We start from the raw sequence: 25,667 nt of genomic DNA on the forward strand, positions 1-25,667 counted from the left end.
GGGCCGCGATCTTCTTGCGGGCGTAGGCGGAACACGCCAGGTGCCGGCAGGGTGCCGCTCAGGGGCGTCCAGCGAGCACCGGGGAGCTCACCGTGAGATGGGGCGGCCGGGCCACCTCGCAACCCGGGACGGAGATGGCCCACGGAGTCGGCACATCGTCAGCGACCGCCTGCCACACCGACGGTGCGGTCCACCGCTGGGGCGGCATGCGGGATGGTCTACGTCACTGCTTGCATCCCTGGATGTCGTCTGGGCATCCGTGCACGTCATGGAGCTCAAGCGTGTTGAGGTTCCAGACGATGACACCACTGGGGGCGGGTTCTTTGTCGATCGGCGGGATATTGACTGTGAAGGCTTGTCCCGCAGGTACGTTCACACGTAAGGCCTGCCGGCTGCCGCAGCGGACCTCAAAAGGCCGCTTGGCGGCGCCGCGGGTAACGGTTACGGTCACAGTGGGGACGCCGTCAGTGTCGCAGGCGATGTCGAAGCGGTAAGGCTTGTCGCCCCGTGTGTCCAGGGTCCTATCCATGCCAGAGGCGACGTGGCTGGACGCCTCGGCTACCTGTGTGGTGTCTGCGTCGTCGGCGTCCAAGGCCCGCTGTACGCGTTGCAGTGCGTCGTCGGGTTCCCATTCCCTGGCTCGACTGCCCTCGCCCTGGGTACAGGCGGTGGCCAGTGCGGCGGTGGCGAGCGAAACGGCAAGGGCACGCGTTATCCGCATAGCAGCATCCTAGGCGGCCGGGGCCCCGCGCTGTGTTGGCGAGGCGAGGCCCTGGGACGTTGCACTGGTGGGCGTCAGTGTGTGCGGCCGTAGAGCTCGGGGCTGCGGACGATGCCGCATAAACGCGCGGCAGCGCGGCGAAGGGGTGACGGAGGGACGAGGACGTACTCGCGTCCCATGGCACCGGCCTGCGTGTTGCCGTACATGCCTCGGCGATGGGCACGACCGTTTCGGTTCGGTCCCGCCGACTCTGACGTCGGGGCAGATGCTTACCTTCCACTCGTCCAGATCAGAGGTCCTTGGCACCCGGGTAGTGGTGGCGAAGTTCGCTGAGTACGCCCTCGTCGAAAGCCCTGACATCCCACGAGGAGCTGTCGAATTCGGTCAGGACGAGCACCAGCTCGTCCCCGGCGAACCCACGTGCTTCGGCGTCGATCAACTGGAGGAAGGGGGTCGTCAATGACAACAGCGTCAACGTGTCCGTGCCGGCATCGGCGGACCTTCTCTGCATCTCGACACAGCGAGGATCGACGATCTCGTCGAATTCGATGTGCCGTGTGAGGTCCAGGCCGGAGCTTCAGAGGCGAACCAGTGGCTCAGCCAGGGTCACGTAGTGCTCTCCGCGCCAGGCGGGAAGCGTGATCCCCTTCAACCCCGCCTCTGCTTCTGCATCCCCGCCTCTGCTTCGGCTGTATCGCGCGACACGCGACGCCCCTTCGTGCAGCGAACAGCAGGGCCCCCGTCCCTCCTGATCAGCTCACACGAACCGTCGGACAGGGCCTAGTAGTAGCCCTTCGCTCCGTCGAGCAGTTCCCGCACAATGTCCGCATGCCCTGCATGCCGTCCGGTCTCCTCGACGAGGTGGATGAGCATCCAGCGGAGGTTGGCCTTGCCGGAGCGGTACCCGGAGTGGCGACCGACATCGTCGAGGGAGGCTGCGGCCACGATCGCGTTGCTTCGGGCGCACTGCGTCTCATAGTCCACGAGCAGCTGCTTCAGCGTGAGGCCGTCGGTACGCCAGGTGGCGTCATCCGTCTCGTCGAAGGACGGGTTCTGTGTCTCGTCGCCCCCGAGGAACAGCACGTCCAGCCATGTGTGTTCGACCCATCGCATATGGCTGATGAGACCGGCCATCGTCATCGCCGGCGAAGTCGGGATGATGGAGCGGTGCGCATCCTCCTCGCTGAGGCCCTCGCACTTCCATCGCAGGATCTGCCGCTGGAGGTCCAGCCAGCCGAGCAGAGCGGTGCGCTCGTCGGCCTGAAGCGGGGGACGTTCAAGTGAAGGGGCCATGCTGGCGGACGCTAGCGTGCCCGGGCTCCGACTGTCGCCAGGTTTTCAGCGACGTACGGCACTGAGCTGCTCGCTCACCCTGTACCAGGCCCAGACGCCGTCAGGCGGTCTCCTGGTGCTCGGGTGTCTTGCGTGTCTTCACCCCGCCGACGACGAGCGCCAGGCCCAGGACGAGGACGCCGAGGTAGGCGGTGGGTGGAAGGTCGACGACCTTGTGCATCCAGCCCCACTCCGTGCCGAAGAAGGTCTGCGAAACAAAGCTGATGAGCCCCTGGGCTCCTACGACGTAGCCGATGCTTTCGACGGTGTATCCGATGGTTGTTCGCACGGATCAACCCTCTCGCGGCGGTGCCAGGAGATCGTCCTCCACAGGGCCGAGAACGCAGTAGGCCGAAGGATGCAGTCGCTGCCCCGTGGGAGGTGGCTGCGGCGGCTGAGTCCGTTGGCGCAGCGTCCGGGCGTCGGGAGATGGGGCGGGCTGAGTGCGGGGGTCACAACCCGTGGGCGGTGGGGTGCCTGGGTTCGTACAGCGGGAGTTCGCCGCCGCTGGGAAGCCGGATCGCGGTCAGTTTGCCCCAGCGTTGTTCGCTGACCGGGCGGGTGATCTCGATGCCCTTGGCGCGGAACTCGTCGAGCTGGGAATCAAGGTCGTCGCACATCAGGTAGAACTCGTGCCGCGGCGGGCCGTCGGCCGGGTGCACGGCGACTTCGGACGGGGGCAACTTGAAGATGAGCCAGCCGCCGCCCGCGTCGACGCCGGGGAAGTCGAGGACGTCACGGATGAAGGCACGGTCCGCCTCGGCGTCGTGGCTGTAGAGGATGACATGTGCACCGCTGATCATGGCTGGCCTGCGTCCCTCGACGTGCTGACGGTCGTGTTCCCGGCATCCTGGCACGCCAGGGTCGAGAAGATCGTCGGCTGGTTCGACGACACGGCGTTTGTCGGCGCCCAGGTGGCCTGTGGAGCACTGGAAGCCGGCTCACTGGCCGTTTGCCGTCGCAGCTCGCGTTGGGGTGGAAGCCCAGGCGCTCGAGTACGGCGCAGGCCCGTGCTTCCCGGCATGCAGATTTCCCCGCCCCTGCGAGGGCGGGGAAATCTGCTCAGCCACTTTTCAAGTGGCGCATTTCGCTGACATCAGTCGTCTCCGGCGGGGCGGGAGCGACGCTTCTTTCGGATTGCGCCACCCGCCACGCAAACGACGAGGAGTACGACCAGAACGGGGATGAACGGGCCGAATCCCAGGCTCGCGAACATGATTTCTCCTTGACGTACAGGAAAATTGGTCGACCGATTCTGGACGTCAGTTCCTTCCCCCGTGTCCGATCAGAATGGGCCCGGGCCCGGTGTTTCTACTCGTCCTTGAGGTAACCGCCGACGAAGCCACGGTAGTCGCCCCAGACGCGCTCGCGCTTGTCCCAGGAGCTGCCCCAGCAGGAGGCGGTCCAAGTGGTCTCGCTCTGGGCGTTGTCGGCCGGCGGCGAGGAGATCCACTCCTTGACGGGGCTGTGGGAGAAGTCGCAGCCCGGCACGTACAGGTAGTGGTAGGCGCTGCCCGGGTAGACCTTGGTGGTGTCCTTGCCCTTGACCTGGTAGTTGGTCCGTACCGAGACACGGGAGACCTTCACGCCCAGGAACTTGTCGGTGTAGGAGTACGAAGCCCACATGTCGTGGTAGCCCGAAGCGCGCAGTGCGGCGGTGGAGTTGGGCGATGCGGCGTCGTCGCCGCCTGCGGACTCGCGCTCCACGACGACGTCACCGCCCGCCAGCTCCGTGCGGGTGATGCCCGCAGCAGCCGACGACTCGGCTCCGTCGAAGAGCTGCTTGATCAGGGCCTTGTCTTCCAGCAGGTCGAGGAACCGGGTCTTCTGGGCGTCCGAGAGCGCGGTGAAGCCCTGCGCGGTCTCCTTGGCCTGCTCGTCCCCCTGCGCGGACTTCATCGCGAGGTAGGCCTGGTATTTCGCGGCCCGCGACGCCTGCGAGACCACGCCGTCGTCTGCCTGGGCCGACCCGGGCAGCATCGCAAGCGAAATACCGGCGAGGGCGGCGCCGGCCGCAGTGGTCGTGACAATCTTCCTGATCGCGGAACGCATGTGAAGCCTTCTCCCCTTTTGATTACACCTTCAGATACGGGCGAGAAAGAGAAAGGAACATCACCGTGCACCTCAAACTCTGCTCCCCGCCTTGCGCTTCCACCGGTTTGAGTTCCCGCGGTTGCGCCTCACAAAGACTGCACGAGATGGCCGTGACACGTCAATCGATCCCAAATCATTTGAGGATCATCTGAGTTATGGCGAACCCTGCAGACCACCAGCGATGCGGAATTAAAGAATCCGCCAAAAAGGGAGGCGTCCCATGAATGAATGAACGGGCGCTTTCCGGCGCTTTCCGCCGCTGTGATGATCATGTCCGAGATGCTCCGCGGTCGGCAGGCGCAGCCAGGCATCACGGCCTTCCCTGCGCCCCCGCCGGTTCGGGCGAGGTGCTCAGCCCGGCGGCACGGTGGGTGCGCCACCGGGGGGCGGAGTCAGGTGAAGGCGGCTGCGGTGAGGGCCAGGCCTGCGGCAGCGCACACCACTGCGTGGCGGGCGTTCTGCTGGATCCAGACCCCGCGCGAAAAGCCGGCCGCGGTGGCCTCGGGCTGAGCCGTGGCGTCGATGCGGGCGAGCTATGCGGGCGAGCTCGGGGTCGCCCGTGTTCTTGACGTGCAGTGGACCGCGGTCGCGGTGACGCCCAGACGCCCAGACGCCCAGACGCCCAGACACCCCAGACGCTTGCCGAGGCGGCGCATGGCGTCGCGCTCGCCGGCGACCAGGTACGGGGGTGGCGGGAGATCGAGCTGCCCGCCATCGCCGCCGACCGGTGGCGCGAGGTTGGAGGCGATGACGGACGGGCTTGCGGCATGCTCGGCCGTCTCTCCTGGCGCGTACAGGCGCTCGGGCCGTACGTGTTCCACGGCCCGGCAAGGCGCGGTACGACGGCGTCGCCAGCTTCCGCTCCCGGTACAGCAGCTGCACGACGACCACAGCCTCGCCGTGTACGAGGCCGCCGGGTTCACCGCTGCCGAGTGGACCGGGTGGCGGGGGCCGTGTTCACGTACGTGCTCGGGAACGCGGTCGGCGCCTCCGAGCGGGCTTCGCTGACGCGGCGTCTGGGGCGGGGCGGGGCGGGGCGATCCGCAGGAGCGGTTCCAGGACACGATCGCCTGGGCGGCCGACCGAGCTTGCCATGCAGTTCCCGTAGCTGCGGGCGCGCGTCGACCGCGCCGCTGCGACCGGGCGGGTTACCACGCCGCGCCCGTCGACAGGTACGAGACCGTTCTGCAGACCCTCCTGGGCGGTTTCGCGGCCGGCGTCGGCCGGCGGTAGCCCGCACCGGCACGGCAACGGCCCGTCTTGTACGGAGCCAGCGACTCGGCCGGTCGTCGTTTTCCGCCCCGCCCGAAGCCCCCAAGGGCCGGGCGCGAGGACCGTCGGTCGGTCGCACCGTGGGTCGGTCGCAACATCGCGGCCGGGGTCGGGGTCGGGGTCAGGGCTGGGGCCGGGGCCGGGAACGGGGTCGGGGACGGGGTCGGGGTCGGGGACGGGGCGGCCAGGGCCGGGACCGGGACCGGGGACGGGGACGGGGACGGGGTCGGGGTCGGGGCCAGGGTCCGGCGCCAGGTGCGGGGCCAGGGCCGGGGCGGTCGGGGGGTGAGGCTGTGTCTGCGCAGCCGATCCGCCTTGGCTTACACCCACGCCGGCAGTGCCGTCACGACGGCAAGGGGCAGCGCCGGTCCCGCTGCGCAGTGGGAGTGGGCGGCGGCCTCGGTGGCCCAGGGGCCGGCCGGTTCGACCGAGTGTGTGCTGAGTTCGCGGTAGCCGGCCCCCACAACGCCCGAGGTGAGGGCGAGGGTGCAGACCGCAACCGCGAGTGCCCGGGCGGCCGCCGGTGCTCGTTCACGTGTGAGCGAACACCGGAGCGACTCCGCTGCTGTGGGCTGCCGGATGTGGTCCTACGGCGTGAACCCGTTCCCGTACGCCGAGGTGTTGTGCACAGCGTTCGCGCTGTAGGAAGACCGGTCGCTCGCGGCCTGCTCCCTACGGGCCTGTTCGATCAGCAGGCCCTCCGCAGTCTCCGTGCGCCGGTTCCCGCGGCGCAGGACAACCCGGATCATCCAGAGTGCCGCCAGGCCCATCACGCCGAAGAACACACCAAGCTCGAACATTTCGCGCCCCCCATCTCACGAACTGGTACACGAGCCTACCCAAGCGGGTGCGAGACGGCTGGTCTCTGAGCAGGTCCGCCGCCGCTCGCGAGGCTGGTGTTCGTCCAGTGGCAGGACCGTGCCTGCCGCGGAGTCGGGATGGACCCGGCTGGGCGGCACCGCGCCGGTCAGCGAGGGAGAGGCAGGTGGCGTCGTCGGTCAGGCCGTGGGCGACGACCGCCGCGATGACGGTCGGCGCCTGCGTGCCGGTCGGCCGCAGCATTCGGGGCGGGCCGACCGGCACCGCCACGCCAGCAGCGTGCACTTCCTGCCACTGACGGGCGAGCACCACGGCGTCACCGGACTTCTGCATGGCCGAGAGGGTGGCGACCAGCCCGACAGCGAGGATGTTCTCGTGCACCAGCAGGGGGACCGGCCTTGGGCACGACCTCGGCCGGCGATACCGCGGAGGGGTCCGCAAAGCCCGTCACGCGGTGCCGCAGGGTGGCCACGGCGCGATCGTCAGCACGGGTTCGCCCCGCCGCCGCGGGGCTCCGGCGAGGCCATCGGCAGGGCCACGGTCACGTCCGGGGGATCGAAGAGCTCCCCCGTCGTCCTGCCGTCGGCGAGGAAGACCACCCGCTATGTCTACGAAACCGCCGTGGGGTCGTGCGTGACCGTGACCACCGTCTGTCCGTGCTTCCGGACGACGCCGCGCAGCAGTGTCAGGATTCCCGTGCGGTACCCGAGTCGAGTGCGCTGGTCGGCACGTTCCGCAAGATCACCTTGGGCTCGGTTACGAGCGCCGCATGCATGACGGCGACGCGCTGCTGTCGGCCGCCCGAGCGCTCTGCGGGCCGGTGCCCGCCAGGTTCGGAGAGGCCGGCCTCGGGCCGTCCCTGGTCGATCCGACGTGATCCATCGGGCGTCCGGCCAGTCGCAACGGTGTTCGACTCCTGTCGGGCCCTCAGCGAGGCCCACGTGCTCACGGCGTGGCTCGGTCAGGGTGCTCGGAGAGCGGGTGCAGTGGCGCGCCGTCGACCGTACGCCTGGGTACCGGCACGGGCCTCGCGCCCGGCTTCCACCGTCGCGGTCGCGCGGAAGGCGGGCAACCTGCTCCGCCTGGCCGCCGTGCACCCGCCGTGCCCAGGAGCACTCGCTCGCCGTGCCCGTGGGGTCTGGGGCTGCGGTTGGGGCGTGATCCCCCGCTCCACCGACGCCGGTTCGGTGGACGGCGTCCACGCCTCCGGACTGCCCCCGAATGCGGCCCTGAGGAACCCCTGACCGCCCGCGCCGCCGATCCGGTGGGGTGGTGTACGGACCGGCGGCTGGGGTTCAGCGGAGGCGGGTGAGGCGAGTGGGGAGGGAGGGTTCGGGGAGTCCCTTTTGGACGGCCACCGGGACGGTCTTGGCACCTTCACCGTCGCCGGCCGTCAGGGTGCCGAGCTCCGTGCCGGCCTTCGCCTTGTGCGGCAGCGGCGCGGCGCCGGCGGTGAGGGTGAGTTTGACCTGCTGGCCCGGGACGCCGATCACGTTCAGGTCCTTGGTGGCCACGAGCGGCGTACGGCCGCCGAGGCCGTCGTCCACGTAGCCGACCGTGTCGCCCTTGCGGACGAGCGGGGTGGACGCCAGGGCCGTGCGCACCGCCTCGATGATCTTCCTGCTGTTCGTCAGCGCCAGATCCAGGCTCAGGGTCGCGGACGGGTCCGGGCCGTCCACGCGCTGCTGCATCAGCGTGCCGAGGATGAGGGGGGTCTCGTCGCCGACCGACTTGTACGCCGCCCACATCAGTGCGCCGCCGGCCGGCGTACTGGAGCCCGTCTTGATGCCGCGGATGCTGAGGCCCTGGACGCTGAGCAGTGCGTTGTTGTTGAGGAGCGGCGCGGCCAGCCCCTTGATGGGGGCACTGGGCATGGCGACGATCGACCGGAAGACCTCGTCCTTCATCGCCGCCTCGGCCAGCTTCAGCTGGTCAGTCGCGGTGCTGACGGTGCCGGCGTCCAGGCCGCTGGGGTCCGTGTACCTGGTGTCCTTCATCCCGAGGTCACGGGCGGCGGCGTTCATCTTGTCCACGAACGCGGCTTCGGAGTCGGTGCCGGTGTCCCAGCGGGCCAGCAGGCGGGCGGCGTTGTTGGCCGAGGGGATCATGAGCATCTTCAGCACGTCCTGCTGGCTGAACTTCGAACCGGCCGTGAGCCCCTGGACGCGGGACTCGTGCTCGGAACTGCCGTCCGCCACGGTCTTCGCGTCGATGGTGATGTCGGGGCCGGGGTCGTTCTTGCGCAGGGGGTGGTTCTTGAGGATCACGTAGGCCGTCATCACCTTGGCCACGCTGGCGATGGGTACGGACTTCTGCTCACCGAACGTGCCGAGGTCGCCTGAGCCGGGGACACGGACGGCGCCCTGGCCCTGGGCGGGCCAGGGGATGGAGAACTGGCCGTCGACGGCGTGGGTGGACTCGGCGGCGACGAGGTGCGGGGCGGGGAGGGGCCGCAGGAGTTGAGCACCGGCGTAGGCGCCGGCGAGGAGCAGCAGGATCGGCGTCCACACCTTGACGCGGCGCAGGGCGGTCCGGCGGGGGGTCTCCGGCGGGGGCGGGGTGTTGGTGAGCTCGGCCAGGAGGTCTAGGGGAGGCTTGGGGGTGGTGGGGGCCTGGGGGTGTGGCTGGGCGTGTGGGGTGATGGGCCGCGGCGTAACGTCGAGGGGCTTGAGGGCGACCAGCTGGCGGGTCAGCTCCGGGTCGTGCTCCTTCTTCTGCTTCTCGTCCTTGGCCTCGGCCTTTTTCTTGTCCTGGGCCTTGTCCTGGGCCTGGGCCTGGGGCTGGGCCTGGGGGTGGGCCTTGTCCTTGTCCTCTGCCCGTGCCCATGCAGGTGTGGTTCGGGCGGCGGGCTTGGGATCCGGCTTGGGCTTGGGATCGGCTGCGCGCGTTGCGGCGTCCTCCGCGTCGGCCGTGGGTCGGTCCCCTTCGTCTGCGTCGCGACGCACCTTGTCGGCGGGCGCGCGGAACGTGACGGTGCGGGTGTCGTCGCCTTCGGCTTCGGGGTCGATGACGGCGTCGGTTACGGGGTTGGTGTCGGTGGTGGAGGCTGGGGCGTCCTTGGAGTCGGTGGCCGCGTCGCCTTGTGCGTCGGCGCGCCTCGCTGCCTTGGGCTTGGGCCTGGGCCTGGGCTTGGTGAGCGTCAGCGTGCCGTCGGCCTTCTCGTCGGGCGCGGCCTCGGAGGCGGGTTCGGTGTGGTCTGCGGGTGCGTCGTGCCCCTGGGATTCCGGCGCGGATTCCTGCGTGGTCTCCGGCTCGGACTCGGGCGCGGGCTCGGGCTCGGGCGCGGGCTCGGGCTCAGGTGCGGGTGCGGGTGCGGACTCGGGCTTGGGCTCGGGCGCGGGCTCAGGTGCAGACTCGGACTCGGATTCCGACTCGGGCTCGGGCGCAGGCTCGGACTCCGGGGCCGGCTTGGGGTCCGGGGCCGGCTTGGGTGCGGCGGTGGGGCGAGTCTCGTGCTCGGGCTTGGGGGCGGAGGCCGGTGTGGCTTCCGTGTCGTCGGCGGCGGGCGTCGGGGGCTTGGCTTCGGTGTCCGGATCGTCCTCGGCACCGGCTTCGGGCTCGGCCGTGGGGTTGCCGTCGGACACGGACTGCGTGCCGCCCGTGGTGTTGGTGGGGCTGTCGGGCGCACTGCCTTCGTCTTCTTCTGCGGCAGGCTCCGGCTTGGGCTTGGGCTCAGCGGCCGGCGCATCAGTGACGGTGGGGAGTTCCTCGTCGGCCTCGGCCTCGGTGACGTCCGCGGTGTCGGGGTCCGCGGACGGGTCGTCCGGGCCCGCCGCTGCGGTCGTGGTTCCCGCCAGATCCGAATCGTCCGGAGAACCGCCCGCCACCTTGATTGCCTTCATCCCAGCCCCGCCTTGCCACTCACACTGTGCCGATATCGTGCGGCGATGGCCTTACGGGCCCCCGCCGCACTGCTAGATGTCCGAAGGGCACGACGCGTTCCACCTGCTCGAACTTGTGATCGTCCGGCACCGGCTCGGGGGCTCGGCGTCCGGTTCCGTTCAGCAGAGGGGGCCTGCCCACGGCAGTGCGTCGTGCCGCGGTCGAGGGCTCCGGGGACGGCGGCGTGCAGTGCCGCCTCTTCGGGCGCTTCTCCCTGCGGCGCGGGTTTCAATGCCGGTACGGACCCCGCCGGGGCGCACCGTACGGGGACGCGGGCGCCCCAGGGCCTCGGCTGGCGGTCCGGACGCCGGTTTCTATGCGAGTGTCCGGAAAGTCCCCGCGCCGTGTCCTGCTGTGGACAGGTGGCGGAATTGCGGTCTGGCGAAACCGGAATTTGAAGTCCTATGATGATGGGTATGGAATCTGTCGAGCCGCGGACCAGCTGGACGTTCGTGACGAACCACGCCCGGATCCTCGCGATGCTGCTGCGCGATCCGGAGTTGCGGATGCGCGACATGGCCGACGCGTGTCAGATCACCGAGCGGGCCGTTCGGGCCGTCGTGGCCGACCTGGAGAACGCCGGGTACCTCACGCGGGTCCGCCACGGGCGCCGCAATCACTACGAGGTCACCCACGGCACCCGATTCCGCCACCCGGCGGAAGGGCCCCACGAGATCGCACGTCTCATCCAGCTGCTCGCCGACCTCGAAGTCACCACCGTGAAGGGAGACAGGCCATGACGTGCCCTGACCACGAGCCCGCTCCTCCCACCGTCGCCGTCGAGGTCCGGCCCGGCGCCCCGCGGACGTCCGCCCGGGTCAGCGGTGCGTTCGACATGGAAAACGCGGCCGAGGTGCGTACTGAGCTCATCGCGGCGTTCGATGCCAGCGGGACGGGCCTCGACCTTGACCTGTCGGCGTTGACGTTCTGCGACAGTTCCGGCCTCAACATCCTGCTCAACCTGCGTCAGCACGCCGCCGGGAGCGACAAGACCCTCGTCCTGGAAGCGGTCAGCCCGCAGCTCGCCCGATTGTTCGAGCTCACCGAGACCGGCCACCTGTTCACCATCCGGAGGACCCCGATGGCCGACCCCGCGTAGCCGACTCCGTGATCCGTACGACGACGGAGCCGGAGCGCGGCGCGTCAGACGCCGGGAAATCACCCGACGAGTAGGGCGGACGTTCCCCTTGTGGTTCGGGCAGTCGGCCCCGGCGCATGGGGGTGGCCAGGCCGTGGAGGGCGGCCCAGTAGGTCTCGGTGAGGACGCCCGGAGGGTACTCCCCCGCGTGGGGCCGAGCGCCTCGGCCAGTTCAGCGAACGCCGCGTGCAGGGAAGCGGGCGCCTCCGGCGTGGCGAACGGCAGATCCACGGTGTGGCTGGACATGGCGTCGTACGCGGCGCTCACCTCGGCCGACGCGGCGCGCGGGTCGGGCGCCGCGGTGCGGGCCGCCCGCCAGGTCGGCGGCCGGTTCGGCGAGCCGCCTGGTCGGCGCGTCTGGATGGTGGGCTGGCCGTCGTCCTCATCGTCCTCGTGCTCGTGATCGGCGCCCGCCTCCTCCTCTCCCCCAGGCTGCGGCCGTCAGCTACGGAGTCGCCGCCCGGCAGGAGGGCGATCCCGCCTATCCGAGCGTCAAGGGGGCTGCGCGACTTCACCTCCGGTCTGATAGGCCTGGCCTGGCCCTGTTGGTGTTCGCCGACGCCGACGCCGACGGGCTGGCCTGGTACATGCTCGCGGTCGCCGTCACCCCGTTCGGCGACACCTGGATCCTGCTCCGGCACGGCGGCACCAGGCCGGCCACCTTCGGCATCCACTTCGTCCCGGCGGTCCCGGTCGTCCTCAGCGCCACCCTCCTCTTCGTCACGGCGTCGTGAGACTGCCCAGGGCCGCGGTGCGGAGGGTGGGGACGTGATCGGTCTCCGGGAGCAGGGGCTTCGATCTGATCGCCGATGCGGCCGGCCGTGGTGAGCTCCTGGATGCGACCGGAACAACAGCCGCCCCGGGCCGCCGCGATCAGGGCGGCGGCCCGGGGCACGATGGCCGGGACGGAGTCCGGCGCAGCGGCAGCCAGGGCTACGGCGAGGGCGGTGGCCAGGGCTACGGCGCAGGGCTACGGCTGGCGGCGTGGGCCTTTCGCGCTGGTCCTGGGGTTCGCGGAGCCGCGAGGTGTGGGTGGGCCTGTCGGCTCGACCATGCGGGCGGAGGGCGGCCCGGAACGTCCGGCCCAGGGTGGCGTACGGCTCGTCGTCGGGTCCGCGATCGGCGACGGGCCGGCCAGGCCCTGGGTGAACGTCTCGTCGTGATCGAAGGGCCACGTCCCCCCGGGCGCAGTGGTCGGTCACCGTCTTCTTGGCCACGCGTGCGGCGGCTGCGATCTCAGCGCGGTGGTCTGCTCGAAGCCCTGCTCGATGAAGAGCCTGGTCGCGCAGTCGGAGGTGGGCGCCTCCCGCGCGTTCTTCTGCACCCACCTCGGCTACCGGGTCATCCCCGCTGCCGCAGACGGGTTCGCCTCCCTCAGCCGCGAGGATGTCGCCGCCGTCTCGTGCTGCTGCCTCGTGGCAACGAGGTTCTCCCGCCCGGGCAGCGTGACCGGCAGGCCACGGGTCTGATCTTCGCGCTCACCCTCACCGGCATCGAGGCCGAGGGGCGGCGGCTGCGCGAGGCAGGGGCGCGGATCACCATGCCGCTGCGCGAAGAGCCCTGGGGCAAGTGGCCGGTCCAGCCGACCGGCCCGAGCGCGTCGTCATCCAGTTCGTCGCATCGGCCGCCCTGCGCGAGGAGGCCCCGCCGTGATCGTGTTCACGCCCACCGCCGAGAGCGTCACCGAGTCCCCCGGACGCCCGGTAACCGGTCCACGTCGGGGCAGTTCGGCACTCAGCACCTGGACCGTGACGATGCGGCCGGGGCAGAGCGGCCCCGAGCACTCCGTCAGCCGGGAGCCGGTCTGGACGGTGACCACCGGGGCCCCTCGACGCCACCTGCGCCGGGCGCACCGAGCAGGTCCACGCGCCCGGGACGGCCAAGGCGCACCTCGCCATGCGGTGTGGACGGCGTGGTCCTGGTGCCCGGCAGCGAGGGAGCGCGCGTACTGCCGTGGGCCCGGGGTCGGGTCCACGGCAGTACGCGCGGTCGGGGCGGGCCCGTCAGTCCCACTGCTCGTCCGCGAGCGAGGTGACCGGGGTGGGCTTGCCGATCACCGCCAGGGCGATGAAGAAGCTGATCTGACCGATCGCGATGGTGAGGGTCGCCAGCGCCTTCTGGTCGTAGTGCCTGGCCACCTCCGCGTACAGCTCGTCTGTGACCCGCTCCCGGCCGGCCGGGGCCGGCTGGAGGGTGGCCTCGACCAGCGCGAGGGCGGCGCGCTCGGCGTCGTTGAAGTACGGGGCGTCGTGCCACGAGGAGACGGCGGTGATGCGGTCCTCGGTCTCCCCTGCCTTGCGCAGGAACGCGGTGTTCAGGATCGTCAGGTAGGTGTTGCCGACGATCTGCCCGGCGCGCAGGTGGACGAGGCTCATCGTGGTGCGCGGGACCGAGCGGTTGCCGGTGGCCTTGAAGAGGGCCGCGCTGATGTCGGCCATCTCGGGCACGAACTCGGCCGGGTTCTGCATCCGGGAGATCGGGGTGTTCGTCATGACGGACTCCTTCGCGTCTGGCTGGTCGGCGCGTGTTCTGCGCGTGTTCTGCACGTCTTCTGCGCTTGCTTTCACAGCACTGACGGAGCGGAGGCGAAGGTTGTGACAGAGATCGGGAAAAGATTTCGTCGCGCTCGTCGTACCTGTCGCACCGGTTGATCCAGCCGCGTTGGCGGGGCAGGTGGGCTGCCGCGTCGCGGTTCTCGGCTCCCAGTTCGGTGGTGACCGACGACAGGTGGTTGCGGACGGTTCCCGGGGCCAGGGCTGGGGGTTCGGCCGCCTCCTCACTGGGGGCGCCGTCAGTGGACAGGGAGAGGATGTCGGCCTCGCAGGCGCTGAACGGGGACGCGCCCCGGATCGGAACTGGGGCGGCGCCGTATCCCGGCCCGTCGTTCAGTCCCTGGGCCGACAGCTCACGGGACCGCCGGCCCGGCGCCAGCGCTGCCCGTTCCGGGCCGTCTCTTTCGGCTTTCGCCGGATGAGCCCGCTCGTCCCTCGGCGACGCAGTGAGGTGCGGTGCCGGGTGGCGCGGCACGCGCACCGGACCCGAGCCGGATCCAACCGAGTGGCCCGCCCTCGGCCCTTGGCTTGTGGGGCCGCCGGGGCTCCGCCGACTCAGGGCCGGGTTCGGTCTGGCGGACATGGCACGCCTGGCGCGGTCCAAGGGGGCCAGTCGGGGCCTCCGCCCTCGCAGAGCAGTTTCGGACCCTGCCGGTCCCTCACTCCAGGTGTGGGCCCGGCGAGGCCGTCGGGGACCCCGTTGGGTGAGGACCTACGTCGGGATCGGGATCGGACCCGATACTGCGCCGGCTCGACGGCGGGTTCGGGCGCGGCAGGTCCCGTGGCATGGGCCTGGTGCCTGTTGGGACTTCGCCGGCTCCGGGCACAGTCAGCCGGGCGAACCCGCACACCTGACCCGGGGCCGGAGCGGCCGGGGACTCCGCCGACTCGGGCCCGGCTGGAACCGGGGGGTGCAACCGGGGTTCTGACGGCCCTGGGGCGGCCCGCGTGAGGGACGGGATCGGTCGGGTGGCCGGGGGTGGCTTCCGACGAATCAGCCAAGGGTCCAGATGTGCCTCCGGGGACACGGCGTGGGGCGCGCTCGTCTCAGGTTCGGTTCTGCGTGCCTCGTGCTCCTCCCCCGGGTGGCTTGGGGCGGTTGGGGACTGTCCGGTGCGCCCGGCGGCTCCTGGCCGCGTGCTTCGGGGCGGGCGCGTCCGGGCTGCGCCCAGGTTGGTGGGGGCGCTTCGTGGGCCTTGTGGCTCTTGGCCGGGCGGGGCCGGGCCGGGCCGCGTGAGGGGATCGGGGCGGTTTGTTCGTGTTGGGTTGTTTTGCGGGGGCGGCGTGGCGGGTGGGTGAAGGCGGTGAAGGGTCTGGGCGCGGTGAAGGGTCTGGGGACGGGGGTTCCCGGAGTCTGGGTGTGCGGCCCCCTCCCGCGGTGCCCCCTCCCCCCGACAGGTACTGAACGCCGGTGGGCACGCTTCGGTCCCTGTCCCTTCAGTCACTGCGTAAACCTGCAGGTCGGCGGGCTAGGGCCGGTGGTTCAGGGACTGGAGGGACTCAACTTTGCAGTTATGAGCCGCATATGGAATACCAGGCTTCTTATATGCCTGCGCGCATACACGCACGCACGTAAAGAGTGGAAGTAGTGATTCTCAGTCCCTTCAGTCCCTGTACGACCGAGGGCAGGGCGCTGACCTGCGGTTTTGCTGAGGGACTGAAAAGAGAGGGACTGAACCGGGGTCCGAGTGCTTCAGTACCTGTGCGCGGGGTCCCCTGGACCATGAGCCTCGCGTCGTCCTTGCGTCGCGCTTGAGAGTCGCTGGAGCCGCCGGGTGGGAGCCGGCGGTCCGGTCGCGACACGCCCGGGCTGACAGCCGATTCCAAGACAGAACTTTTCCGGACGAACCAGGGTAGAACTTCAGGGACTGAGGGACTGAAGGGACTGAACTCTCGATATACCTGTGCCTGCGGCCGGAGCTTCCGCAGTCCCTGCGGTAATCTCCGCGATAGTGAATCTTCAGTCCCTCTGGTCCCTGAGGCGCAGGTCATCCTGCACGTCAGAGCCCAGCCAGGGGCGGAGGAGCCGTCCCCGACACCGCGTCAAGGAAGAGCCAGTGCTGGTCCATCCCGAGAACCCGCGCCGAGGCGCGACCGGCGGGACGGCCCTGGAGGTGGCGGCCTGGCTGGCGTCGCGCGGATATCCGGTGCACCCCCTGGCCCCGGGGACCAAGACGCCCGCGGCGAACTGCCGTGAGTGCACGGGCCGTCGGCACTCCCCCGAGCTGTGTCCCTGTCATGCGGAAGGCCGTTGGTGCCACGGGTTCCACGCTGCCACCACAGACCTGGACACACTGCGCGAATGGTGGCGCAGGGAGCCCGAGTTCGGGATCGGAGTGGCCTGCGGCGCGGCGGGGCTGGTCGTCATCGACGTGGACGCCCATGCGGCCGCGGTGCCCGACAGGAACCGTCTGCTGCCCGGCATCCCGATCGACGACCGCGTCGACCTGACCGGCCTGGAGAGCGGTTTCGACACCCTGGCGCTGCTGGCCGCCCACCGGGGCCGTCCCGATCCCTGCGAGGACACCGGGACCCTGAGGGTCCGGACGCCCTCCGGAGGGCTGCACATCTGGTACCGGGCGCCCGAGGGGGGCCCGCGGCTGCGGTGTTCCAGCGGGTCGAGCTCGCGGGTCGCGCTCGCCTGGCAGGTCGACGTACGGGCCGAGGGCGGCTACATCGTCGCGCCCACGACGCGGACCGCGGCCGGTGTCTACGAGGCCCTGCCCGGGGCCCGGTTGCCCGGGTCCCTGCCTCCGTGGCTCGCCGCCGAACTCGTCCGTACCGGGCACGTGGTGGAGGACCACTCCCCCGCGCCCTCCACAGGGCGTTCTGCGGCTCTCGAACCGGGGTCGCGGCCCTCTGTGACCGGCGGCGGACGGGAGGCCGGCAGGAGGCTGCTGAGCGGCCTTCTGGCGGAAGTCGGCTCCTGCGCCACGAGCCCGTCCGGAACGGCCTTCAGCGAGAAGCTCAACCGCGCGGCCTTCACCGCGGGCGGTCTCGTCGCGGGCGGCCACCTCGACGCGGCGGAGGGCCGCCTGCTCCTGCTCGAAGCGGCAGACCGGGCCCGGCCCCACCAGCCGCGCCGCAACGTCCTCATCGTCGACACGGGGCTGCGCGCCGGAAGCGATCGACCGATCCACCCCAAGGAACGCACATGAGCAGCGCCAAGAGCACGGGGTTCAACGCCCAGGCGGCGGCGGAACAGCTCGCCGCGTTCGCCACCGAGACGGCGGCGGAGCTGGGCGTGTCCGGCGTGCCCGGCGAGCCCGCCGCCGTGCCCGCCGGTTCCCCGGTGTCCACGGCGCCCGCGTCCTCGGCATCCGCCGCCTTCGCCGCAGCGGCGGCGCGCGGCCGGCGCCGGCTGCCCGCGCAGCAGAACGCCGCCCCGGTGCCCGCCGTCGCCGGGGCCGCCCCCGACTTCATCCAGACCGGTCTCCTGCACAACCTCAGCGACCGCGGCAACGCCAAACTGTTCGCCCACCTCCACCACGACCGGTTCCGGCACGTAGAGGGACTGGGCTGGTACGTCTGGGACGAGTACCGCTGGAAGCGCACCGGCGGCGAGAAGGCCGCCATCTGGGCCGCGGGCGACATGGCGGAGGAGCTCCCCGTGCACGACCCGCGCGGCGTCTTCTCGGACCGCGAACTGGCCCAGCACCGCAGGCGCGCGATGTCCACCTCGGGCGTCAAGGCCATGCTCACCCAGGCCAAGGCCTCCCCCGAGCTCGCCCTGGACCCCGACACCCTCGACGGTGACAAGTACGCCCTGTGCACCCCGGCCGGCGTCGTGGACCTGCGCACGGGCGACCTGCACAAGCCGGACCCCACCCGGGACCTGCACTCGCGGGCCACCCACCTGGCGCCCGAGGCGATGCCGACCCCCCGCTTCCACCGCTTCCTCGACGAGACGTTCGGGGACGACGAGAAGGGCCGGGAGATGATCAACTTCCTTCATCTCCTGCTCGGCTACTCCATCACCGGCGACGTCGGCGGCCAGGTCCTGCCCTTCCTCTACGGCGTCGGCGCGAACGGCAAGTCCGCCCTGCTCGACGTCGTCATCAAGATCCTCGGCGACTACGCGGACGTGGCACCGCCCGGGTTCCTGATGGAGCGCGGCAAGTTCAACGAGCACTCCACCGAGCTGACCGAGCTCCACGGCCGGCGCCTGTTCGTCTGCAGCGAACTCAAGCCCCACGACAAGTTCGACGAGGCCCGGGTCAAGCTGCTCACCGGCGGAGACCGGCTCAAGGCGCGCCGGATGCGCCAGGACTTCTTCAGCTTCGAGCCCACCCACAAGCTCTGGCTCCTCGGCAACCACCGTCCGGAGGTCGGCACCGGCGGCCACGCCTTCTGGCGCCGGATCCGGCTCATCCCGTTCGAGAAGGTCGTCCCCGACCACCGCAAGATCGACAACCTGGCGGAGACGCTCGTCCAGGAGGAGGGTGCCGGGATCCTCCACTGGATGATCCAGGGGGCCAAGGCGTATCTCGCGACCAAGCCCGCGCTGACCGGGCCGAGCGTCGTCCGCAGCGCCACCCAGGCCTACGCCACCACCGAGGACCACATCGGGCGGTTCCTCGTCGAATGCTGCACCACCGGCGCGGACCTGCCCGACCCCCGCGACCTCAAGGTGGAGCAGGGAGCCCTCTACCGGGCGTACAGTGCCTGGTGCCTCGACGGCGAGGGTCTGAGGCCCGCGACCACGCGCGCGTTCGCGACACGCATCCGCGCCGAGGTCGGTGTCGCCTCGCCCAACGAGATGCTCCGCTCGAACGGGCAGAAGTTCTACCCGGGACTGGCCCTCCTGGCCGATGAGGAGCAGACTCCGCGCGAGGCGAACAGGGCAACCACGAGGTGACCCGACGATGGGTGATGCCGCCCCGGGGTGGGCACGCCTACGATGGACAAGGAAGATGAACAGACCCACCACCCGGCAGCGGCCAGCAGGGTCCTGCTGTATACCGGCATCGGCGCCGCCTGCGGCGTGGAGGGACCAGGGGCCCGGCAGGGCCCGTGTGATCGAGGAGGGACCCAGGCCATGAGCTCGCTACTGTCATCAAGCGATCTCGCCCACGAGGACAAAGTGGTGTGGCTGGAGGACCCCGAAGAGCTCGACTACGTGCGCCAGGCCCTGGACAAAACGCCCCGCCGCCGGGGCAAGCCGCGCTACCACCGCGACGGACGCATGATCGGCTTCACCGAGCTCGGCGACACCGCCGAGGCGGACCCGGACAGCGGACTCCAGAAGCGGCGCGTCTTCTACCTGCTGCCGCACGACCGGGACGCCGAGCCGCACGGGCTGTACCGGGAGGGCGCGCCGGGCGAGGCCGTCGACCCCAGGACCATCGGGCCCCGGCAGGTCGGCAGGAAGACCGAGCGCTCCCAGCGGGGACTGTCCACGCCCACGGTCGCCTGATCGGGTCTTCTCCGGTCGTTCGGTCCCTCGGTCCTTCAGTCCCTCGGTCCCTCAGGGCTTTTCCATCCCTTGGGTCCCTTCAGTCCCTTGGGTCCCTTCGGTCCCTTGCCGGTCCCTTCGGTCCCTTGCCGGTCCCTAGCCGGTTCCGTGTGGCCGCGGCGTACGGGCGCGCGTAAACGGAATACCGAATTTCGGTCCCTTCAGTCCCTTCAGTCCCTTCGGTCCCTGGCGGTCGGTCCGTGCGGCTGCAAGAACCTCATAACCACCTCCACGAACACCGTCGGCTGGGTGTTGTGGATCAGGTGCCCGGCTGGAATGGTGACGACTCGCCCTCGCGGGACGCGGCGGGCCAACTCGGCGATGCCCTCCTGGGGAACATGGCTTCCCGGACCGCCGGCTACGGCAAGGGTCTCCGCAGTGATCTTGCCGAGATTCTCCAGCCACTCCGGAGCAGGTGTGTCGATCTGCCGTCTGACGGCCAACACCATCTCCCAGTCGAACGTCAGCTTCCCATCCGGCCTGATCGGTGTGGACTGCTCGCGGGGTCGTGGCACCGGGACATCCTCCAAGACGAGCCGGTCCACACGCCGCGGATGCTCCGCGGCGAACAGATAGGCAACGATCCCGCCCATCGAGTGCCCCATCAGATCCACCCGGTCAAGAGCCAGTGCATCCAGAAAACCGAGCACGTCGTCCCGCATCAGTTGCAGCGAGTAGTCCCCCGGCCAGTCGCTTCGGCCATGACCGCGAAGATCAAGGGCATAGACCCGCCAGCTGCGGGCAAGGACGGGCGCCACGACATCCCAGTCCGCAGCATCCTCGCCCAGTGCATGCAACAGGACGAGCGGTGGAGCTTCCGGCGGACCCGAGACCTCATAGGCGAGCCGAATCCCACCAACGTCAACCGAGCGGTGATCAACCATGTCCGAAACCTAGCCGGGGACCGCCATCGCGGACGCGGCGTTCACCAACGGCCAAACCAGCCACCAGCAGCCTGGTGACAACCAGCCTGCCTTTGTGACAACTGTCGCGCCTCGGCTCAGTACGGGCGGTACGGGCCGGCTGGGGTCAGAACGCGAAGTCGACGTAGTCGATGTCGGTGAACTCCACCAGCAGACCGCCGGCGCGCGCGCCGTTGTCCTTGAAGTAGATCTCCTGGAGCCCCTCCGCGGCGATGGCGCGCAGCTGAGCCTCGCCGGCGCCCGCCTCCTGGGCGGCGAACAGGCGTCCCGCGTACTCCGGCGGCAGGTGCTGGGTGATGCGGCGCATCCGGCCGTCGTCGGTGGTGCCGGGCGCGGCGGTGAAGCCGAAGCGGGCGCGGGTCTCGATGACCAGGCCGGTCGTCTGCGCGGCCCGGGCGCGGGCGCGCTTGCGGACCAGGGGCTGCCAGCGCCGGCGCACCTCCGACTCCAGGCGGGCGGCGAGCGCCGGCTTGGGCTGCCTGATCTGGTCCCTGACGTAGCGCTCGACCGTGCGCTGGGAGATGCCGAGCAGCCGTGCCGCTTCGCGGGTGGACTTCAGCTGCTTGACGAGGAACCGCATCTGGGCGCCCGCCGACTTGGGGACGGCACGGGTGAAGTGCTGCTCGTCGGCGCGGGTCAGGCTGTCGTCGATCTCGGGCATGTCTGCTTATTCTCCGTCGGCTGCCGCGTCGTGGCCCTTGATGTGGCGGGCGGGGTTGAGACCCTGGTCGAGCATCTCCACGGCCCACAGGAGGGACTGGGTGCCCTCGTGCTTGACCATGCCGGGGCTGACGCCGAGACGGAAGCCGCCGGGGAGCGGCTTGCCCTCGGGGGTGCGGGGCAGGAAGTCGAGGGGGCTCGGGCCGTCGGAGAGGTACACGGCGCAGTCGGAGAGGACGGCGACGGGGTACTGGCCGGCGGCCGTGGCGAGTTTGTTCATCTTGCGGTGCATGTTGACCCGGGCCGTGGAGATGACGGCGGCACGGATGTCGGGGCGCCAGGTGGGCCGTTCGAGGGCGGGCCAGGGTTCGCCCGGGCGGTAGGCGGCGCCCTGGGGGCGTTCGCGGAGCTTGCCGATGCCGCCCTTGACGGTGGACTTGATGGCGGAGAGGACCGGTTTCAGGACGGGGTCCGGGTGGTCCTGGAGTTCGGCCATCGCCGCCAGGAACTCGGGCTCGGTAAGTGCCGAGGTGACGCCGAGATCGGCCATGGTGGCCACGTACGCGTCCCGCAGGCGGGTGTACCAGGCGTCCAGGTACGGGCCGTTGTCCGGGCGGAGCCAGGCCTCGACGGGGTGGACGGGGTGCCCGAGCTCCTGGGCGTAGGCCAGGGTCGGGGTCGCGTACCAGGCGGGGCCGGTGGGCGGCCGGCCGGTGGGGGTGAAGGGGCTGGGGAGGCGAGGGTCGAGGGCGAGGCCGGAGAGGTCCGCCAGCCAGCAGCCGGGGGTCTTCGGGTCGAAGCGCGGGCTCGGGGTGTGGACGGCGGGTCCGAGGCCGACGAGGAGGCGGTTGGCCGCCGCGGCGAACGCCATGTTCACGTCGATGCCGACGGCGTGGGTGCGGGTGCACTCGGCGTCGGTGAGGAGCTGGGGGTCGCGGATCCAGTCGTACGCCTCTTCGTCGAGGACCTGGTCCGGGGTGCGCTGGTGGGAGCGGGGGTACAGGGCGGCGACGACCGGGTGCTCGTCGGGGGCCTCCGGAGGGGCCGGGTCGACGGGGCGCAGGAGCGAGCCGGGGACGGGCGCGGACTCCCAGACCTGGGTGTCGGGGTTGCGGGCCGCGCGGGTGGGCGGGCGCAGGGCCGTCATCAGCTCCAGGCCGGACACGGCGGTGGAGCCGCGGGGGGTGAGGACGCGGGAGGCGTACGTGGTGAGCAGCGCGGCGAGTTCCGGTGCGGGGAGGTCGGCGGTGTGCTCGCCCCAGGCGCGGGCGTCGAGGGCGCCCCAGGGGAGGATCGCGAGCTGGACGCACTGGCGGCCGGTGGTGGGTGAGGCCGGGCGGTAGATGCGGGGCCAGGGGCCGAAACCGCGGCGGGTGAGCTGCCACTTGTTCTTGGCCAGGAGCTTGAGGGTGGGGTGGTTGTCCGGAAGGCGGAGGGTGCGGCGGTCTTCGAGGGCGGGGGGCAGACCGAGGGCCTCGGTGGCGGCGGGGGTGAGGACGAGGAGGGGGTCGCCGTCCTTGCCGTTGCGGTGAAGACGGGGGGAGCGCAGATCGGCGTCGGGGCCGAGGGCCCAGGCGATGAGGGTGGGGAGGTCGGTGCGGGCCTTGGGGGGGAGGGGGAGGAGGAGGCCGGATGCGGCGTGGGCCTTGTCGGTGCCGTCCAGGACGACGAGCGGGCCGTTGCCTTCCAGGGGGGTGGGGGCGGGGGTGCGGGGGCGGGTGGGCTTGTGGGGGGCGGTTGCGGGCTGCGGGGACCGGGGCTGCGCGCCGGAGGCCGGTTCCGGGGTGAAGGCCGGGGCCACGGTCGGAGCGTTAACGGCGTTAACGGTGGACGGTTCCGGCGGAGTCGTGGGCGCCTCCGGTGCCGGGGCGTTAACGGCGTTAACGGTGGACGCGGCCGGAGGCGCCGCCGGGGTCGCGGCGTCCTGTGCCGGAGCGGGAGCGTTAACGGCGTTAACGGTCGGCGGAGGTGCCGGGAACGGGGACGGGGGAGAGGTGGGGGCGTTAACGGCGTTAACGGTCGGTGCTGCCGGGTCTGGGACCGGGGTCGGGGCCAGGTCTGGAGACGTGGGCGGTGCCGGGGCGTTAACGGCGTTAACGGGGTGGAGGGTGGCAAGGCCTTCCAGGAGGCGGGCGTAGGCCGCGCGCTTCGGGGCGCGGGGGGCCGTACGGCCGGTCTCCCAGGACGTGACCGTTTCACGGCGGACGGAGAGGGCCTTGGCGATCTGCTCCTGGCTCAGGCCTGCGGCCTCGCGCAGGCGCTTGCGCTCGTCGGGGTGCGGGAGCGGATCTTGGGCGGCTTCCTCGAGCAGCGCGTCGACCGCTGCGAAGAGGCTCTCTTGTTCGTCGGGCATCGGTACTACCTCCGAGTGCAGCCTAGGCGAACCGCACGGTCGAACGCACATGAAGCGCACGTGGGGGCGTGGACGGCGTCAACCGCGTTGACGGCGTTAACGGCGTTAACGCCCCCGGCGTGGGTACCCTTCAGAGGCGCTGCATCAGGAGCTCCGTGACGGCCTTGAGGTCGTCCGGGGTGAGGTGTGCCGTCAGGGCGTCCGCGATCGTTTCCGGGGAGTCCGTCGCGATCGAGATCCGCGGAGCCGCGGGTGTGGGGGTGGCGCCTGGTGCCCGGGTCGGTGCCGGTGCAGGCGCCGGGGTCGGTGCGGGAGCGTTAACGGCGTTAATGGTGGGCGGCGCCGGGGGCTGAGCATTAACGGCGTTAACGGTCGGCGGGGGCGTGTGCGTGCGCTGCCTCGGCGGGTTGACGGCGTTCAGGCTCTCGTCGGCCGCCGCCTCCTGCTGTTCCTGCGGGAGGCGTCCGATCCGGCGGGCCGGTTCAACCTTGAGCTCGCCCGTGTCGACCTTCTCCTGGAGGGCCGGGGTGAGGTTCAGGAGGGTCAGGCGCTGCGAGACCCAGGCCGCCGTCTTGCCCAGACGCTTGGCGACCTGGGCTTGGGAGCCGTGGACGTCGACGAGTTCCTGGAGCGCACGGGCCTGGTCCATGGGGGCCACGTCGACCCGGTGGACGTTGGCGATCAGCGCCGATTCCAGGATGTCCGCCGCGGACGCGGACAGGGCGTCGTTCACGTGGATGTGCATGGTCTTCAGGCCGGCCAGCTGGGCCGCCGCGAGGCGGCGGTTGCCGTCGATGACCACGTATGGGGCACGGCCCAGGCCGTCGGTCTGTCCCGGGTGGGCTTCCATGAAGGCCATGCGGGTGGCGACCGCGAGGGGCTGGAGCTGGCCGCGGGAGAGGAGCGACTGGGCCAGCTCGTCGAGTTCGGTGAGGTCCTCGCGGAGGTTGAACGGGTTGTGCGCGAGTGCCTCGATCGGCACCTCGGACGGGGCCGCGATACCGGACGTGGGTGCTCCGGTGGCCTCCGCGATGGCCGCACGGCGGGAGCTGACGCTGACGGGCTGGGCACGTGCGAACGATGCCGAGACCCCGAGTTTGTCGGCCTTGCTCATGAGATCTCCCTGGCGAGGGCGCGCATCGCGATGGCTTGGTCGCCCTTGGGCGAGTACACGAACAGCGGCTGCTTCACGCGGACGGCTTCGCGCTGTTCCTTGAGGTCGGGTACGACGGCGACGACACGCGGATCCTTTATGTCCATCCAGGCCTGGAGCGAGGAGGTCGCGATGTAGCCGCGACGGCCGTCGTAGAGGTTGACAACGAGACCGAGGTAGTCGATTTCAAGGCTGAGGTCGTCGCGCAGGTCGTTGATCTGCGAGGTGAGGAGGTCGTACGCGTCGGCCGACGAGTCCTCCGCCTGTACGACGATCAGCGCGCCGGAAGCGCCCTGCTGCTCGGTGTGGCGGCGGCGCCCGTAGTAAATCGCGGCGTCCATGCTCAGGCCCAGGCTCGGCGGGCAGTCGATGAGGATGACGTCGTAGTCGGATTCGACGGGGGACAGGGCGCGTTCGAGGGCGGCCTCGCGGGCGCGGACGGTGGAGAGGCGGACGTCGAGGAGGAAGGCGTCCGTGCAGGCGGGCAGGAGGTGCAGGCGGTTGCCGAAGCGCTGGTCCGGGATGGGGACGATCAGATCGGCGAGGGGGCCCTTGGACTCGCCGGCCATGTGGCAGGTGAGGCTGTCGCCGCCGATGGGCAGCGGCTGCTGACCGAGCTGCTTGGTGAGGTGGCCCTGGGGGTCGAAGTCGACCAGCAGGACACGCATGCCGAGACCCGGGAGGTCTTCCAGGTCGAGGGAGCTCGTCTCGGCGTGGTGGTGCGGCTGCTGCCGACCGCCGTCCTCACCCTCCTCGGCCGCGGACATGCGGGCCAGCTGGCGGGCGATCCGGACCGGGTGGAGGCTGTCCGGGTCCTCGGCGAGGGCCTCGGCCGTGCCTGCGGTGATGGCGGTCTTGCCGACGCCACCCTTCTGGTTGCACACGATGATGCGGCGCACCACGGAGGGCCGCTTGACCGTCGGGGCCGGATTCATCTCCAGCCAGAGGCGGACCGCTTGGGCGAGACCCTGGATGAGGGAGACGCCGCGGTCCTTGGAGTCGGCGCGGAAGGACTCCCACTGGCCGGCGGGCAGCCAGGTGGAGAACGATTCGGCGCCCGCGGTGTCGACGGGGGAGGGGGCGGAGGCGAGGGCGCTCCACTGAGCGATGCCCTGGTGGACGGCGTCCTGGATGTCGACCCGCAGTTGGGCGGTGCGGATCTTCAACTCCTGGCGGAGCCACGGGGGGAGCTTGGAGACGACCTTCTCCCGGTCGTTCTGAGATGAGGGCGAAGTCATGAGAGGGACTTTACTAACGTTCGCGGGCTGATGTGGGCGCCACGCTTGGGTTTTGCTAACGAAATGGCGTGAGAA

The 25,667-nt window shown here is 70.7% G+C and carries 23 protein-coding genes; 8 read left to right on the forward strand and 15 right to left on the reverse strand.

What is annotated here, in order from left to right:
* Positions 1–223: 223 nt before the first annotated feature.
* From ACIPK4_RS25885 to ACIPK4_RS25925, 9 genes are all read right to left on the reverse strand, one after another.
* A complete protein-coding gene (locus ACIPK4_RS25885) occupies positions 224–721 on the reverse strand; it encodes a hypothetical protein (protein WP_402316377.1) in 498 nt (165 codons plus the stop codon).
* A gap of 289 nt (positions 722–1,010) precedes the next feature.
* Positions 1,011–1,181 (reverse strand): hypothetical protein, encoded by a 171-nt coding sequence (locus ACIPK4_RS25890; RefSeq protein WP_402316379.1) that lies wholly within the window; start codon positions 1,179–1,181, stop codon positions 1,011–1,013.
* 320 nt (positions 1,182–1,501) lie between these two features.
* On the reverse strand, positions 1,502–2,014 hold the full coding sequence (locus tag ACIPK4_RS25895; RefSeq protein ID WP_402316382.1) for a DinB family protein: 513 nt from the start codon (positions 2,012–2,014) through the stop codon (positions 1,502–1,504).
* Positions 2,015–2,114: 100 nt separating this feature from the next.
* Entirely contained in the window at positions 2,115–2,342 is a 228-nt protein-coding gene (locus ACIPK4_RS25900; RefSeq protein ID WP_402316385.1) for a hypothetical protein, read from the reverse strand.
* 163 nt (positions 2,343–2,505) lie between these two features.
* Complete coding sequence (locus ACIPK4_RS25905; protein ID WP_402316387.1) at positions 2,506–2,856, reverse strand: VOC family protein; 351 nt, start codon at positions 2,854–2,856, stop codon at positions 2,506–2,508.
* Positions 2,857–3,364: 508 nt separating this feature from the next.
* Positions 3,365–4,105, reverse strand: coding sequence for a hypothetical protein (locus ACIPK4_RS25910; RefSeq protein ID WP_402316390.1), 741 nt, complete (start codon positions 4,103–4,105; stop codon positions 3,365–3,367).
* Between the two features lie 128 nt (positions 4,106–4,233).
* Entirely contained in the window at positions 4,234–4,419 is a 186-nt protein-coding gene (locus ACIPK4_RS25915) for a hypothetical protein (protein ID WP_402316393.1), read from the reverse strand.
* 1,587 nt (positions 4,420–6,006) lie between these two features.
* Complete coding sequence (locus ACIPK4_RS25920) at positions 6,007–6,219, reverse strand: hypothetical protein (protein ID WP_402316396.1); 213 nt, start codon at positions 6,217–6,219, stop codon at positions 6,007–6,009.
* A 1,314-nt stretch (positions 6,220–7,533) separates the two neighbouring features.
* Positions 7,534–10,080, reverse strand: a complete 2,547-nt coding sequence (locus tag ACIPK4_RS25925) for a serine hydrolase (protein ID WP_402316398.1) — start codon at positions 10,078–10,080, stop codon at positions 7,534–7,536.
* A 456-nt stretch (positions 10,081–10,536) separates the two neighbouring features.
* Between ACIPK4_RS25925 and ACIPK4_RS25930 the strand changes: the two genes are divergently transcribed.
* The 5 genes from ACIPK4_RS25930 (at position 10,537) to ACIPK4_RS25950 (ending at position 12,727) form a co-directional block, all read left to right on the forward strand.
* Positions 10,537–10,860, forward strand: a complete 324-nt coding sequence (locus ACIPK4_RS25930) for a winged helix-turn-helix domain-containing protein (protein ID WP_402316401.1) — start codon at positions 10,537–10,539, stop codon at positions 10,858–10,860.
* A complete protein-coding gene (locus tag ACIPK4_RS25935; RefSeq protein ID WP_402316404.1) occupies positions 10,857–11,219 on the forward strand; it encodes an STAS domain-containing protein in 363 nt (120 codons plus the stop codon). The genes ACIPK4_RS25930 and ACIPK4_RS25935 overlap by 4 nt, the downstream gene beginning before the upstream one ends.
* A gap of 250 nt (positions 11,220–11,469) precedes the next feature.
* Positions 11,470–11,661, forward strand: a complete 192-nt coding sequence (locus ACIPK4_RS25940; RefSeq protein WP_402316904.1) for a hypothetical protein — start codon at positions 11,470–11,472, stop codon at positions 11,659–11,661.
* Positions 11,603–11,992 carry a DUF4267 domain-containing protein gene (locus tag ACIPK4_RS25945; RefSeq protein ID WP_402316870.1) on the forward strand — a complete coding sequence of 130 codons (390 nt, stop codon included), beginning with the start codon at positions 11,603–11,605 and terminating at the stop codon, positions 11,990–11,992. The genes ACIPK4_RS25940 and ACIPK4_RS25945 overlap by 59 nt, the downstream gene beginning before the upstream one ends.
* Before the next feature lie 534 nt (positions 11,993–12,526).
* Positions 12,527–12,727 (forward strand): hypothetical protein, encoded by a 201-nt coding sequence (locus ACIPK4_RS25950; protein WP_402316407.1) that lies wholly within the window; start codon positions 12,527–12,529, stop codon positions 12,725–12,727.
* Positions 12,728–13,261: 534 nt separating this feature from the next.
* On the opposite strand, the gene ACIPK4_RS25955 is transcribed toward ACIPK4_RS25950, so the two are convergent.
* Entirely contained in the window at positions 13,262–13,750 is a 489-nt protein-coding gene (locus ACIPK4_RS25955; RefSeq protein ID WP_402316409.1) for a carboxymuconolactone decarboxylase family protein, read from the reverse strand.
* Between the two features lie 2,117 nt (positions 13,751–15,867).
* Here ACIPK4_RS25955 and ACIPK4_RS25960 point away from each other — a divergent pair.
* The 3 genes from ACIPK4_RS25960 (at position 15,868) to ACIPK4_RS25970 (ending at position 19,226) form a co-directional block, all read left to right on the forward strand.
* Positions 15,868–16,968 carry a bifunctional DNA primase/polymerase gene (locus tag ACIPK4_RS25960; protein WP_402316412.1) on the forward strand — a complete coding sequence of 367 codons (1,101 nt, stop codon included), beginning with the start codon at positions 15,868–15,870 and terminating at the stop codon, positions 16,966–16,968.
* Positions 16,965–18,668 (forward strand): phage/plasmid primase, P4 family, encoded by a 1,704-nt coding sequence (locus tag ACIPK4_RS25965; protein ID WP_402316415.1) that lies wholly within the window; start codon positions 16,965–16,967, stop codon positions 18,666–18,668. Before ACIPK4_RS25960 ends, ACIPK4_RS25965 begins: the two co-directional genes overlap by 4 nt.
* Before the next feature lie 180 nt (positions 18,669–18,848).
* A complete protein-coding gene (locus ACIPK4_RS25970) occupies positions 18,849–19,226 on the forward strand; it encodes a DUF6009 family protein (protein WP_054225930.1) in 378 nt (125 codons plus the stop codon).
* Between the two features lie 209 nt (positions 19,227–19,435).
* On the opposite strand, the gene ACIPK4_RS25975 is transcribed toward ACIPK4_RS25970, so the two are convergent.
* The 5 genes from ACIPK4_RS25975 to ACIPK4_RS25995 form a co-directional block, all read right to left on the reverse strand.
* Complete coding sequence (locus tag ACIPK4_RS25975; RefSeq protein ID WP_402316418.1) at positions 19,436–20,149, reverse strand: alpha/beta fold hydrolase; 714 nt, start codon at positions 20,147–20,149, stop codon at positions 19,436–19,438.
* A gap of 145 nt (positions 20,150–20,294) precedes the next feature.
* Complete coding sequence (gene tpg, locus ACIPK4_RS25980; RefSeq protein WP_402316421.1) at positions 20,295–20,849, reverse strand: telomere-protecting terminal protein Tpg; 555 nt, start codon at positions 20,847–20,849, stop codon at positions 20,295–20,297.
* A gap of 6 nt (positions 20,850–20,855) precedes the next feature.
* Entirely contained in the window at positions 20,856–23,201 is a 2,346-nt protein-coding gene (gene tap, locus ACIPK4_RS25985) for a telomere-associated protein Tap (protein WP_402316424.1), read from the reverse strand.
* A 130-nt stretch (positions 23,202–23,331) separates the two neighbouring features.
* A complete protein-coding gene (locus ACIPK4_RS25990) occupies positions 23,332–24,315 on the reverse strand; it encodes a ParB/RepB/Spo0J family partition protein (RefSeq protein WP_402316426.1) in 984 nt (327 codons plus the stop codon).
* Positions 24,312–25,592, reverse strand: coding sequence for a ParA family protein (locus tag ACIPK4_RS25995; protein WP_402316429.1), 1,281 nt, complete (start codon positions 25,590–25,592; stop codon positions 24,312–24,314). The genes ACIPK4_RS25990 and ACIPK4_RS25995 overlap by 4 nt, the downstream gene beginning before the upstream one ends.
* Positions 25,593–25,667 lie beyond the last annotated feature (75 nt).

The sequence above is a fragment of the Streptomyces sp. NPDC086989 genome (genome assembly GCF_044745505.1).
GTDB lineage: Bacteria > Actinomycetota > Actinomycetes > Streptomycetales > Streptomycetaceae > Streptomyces.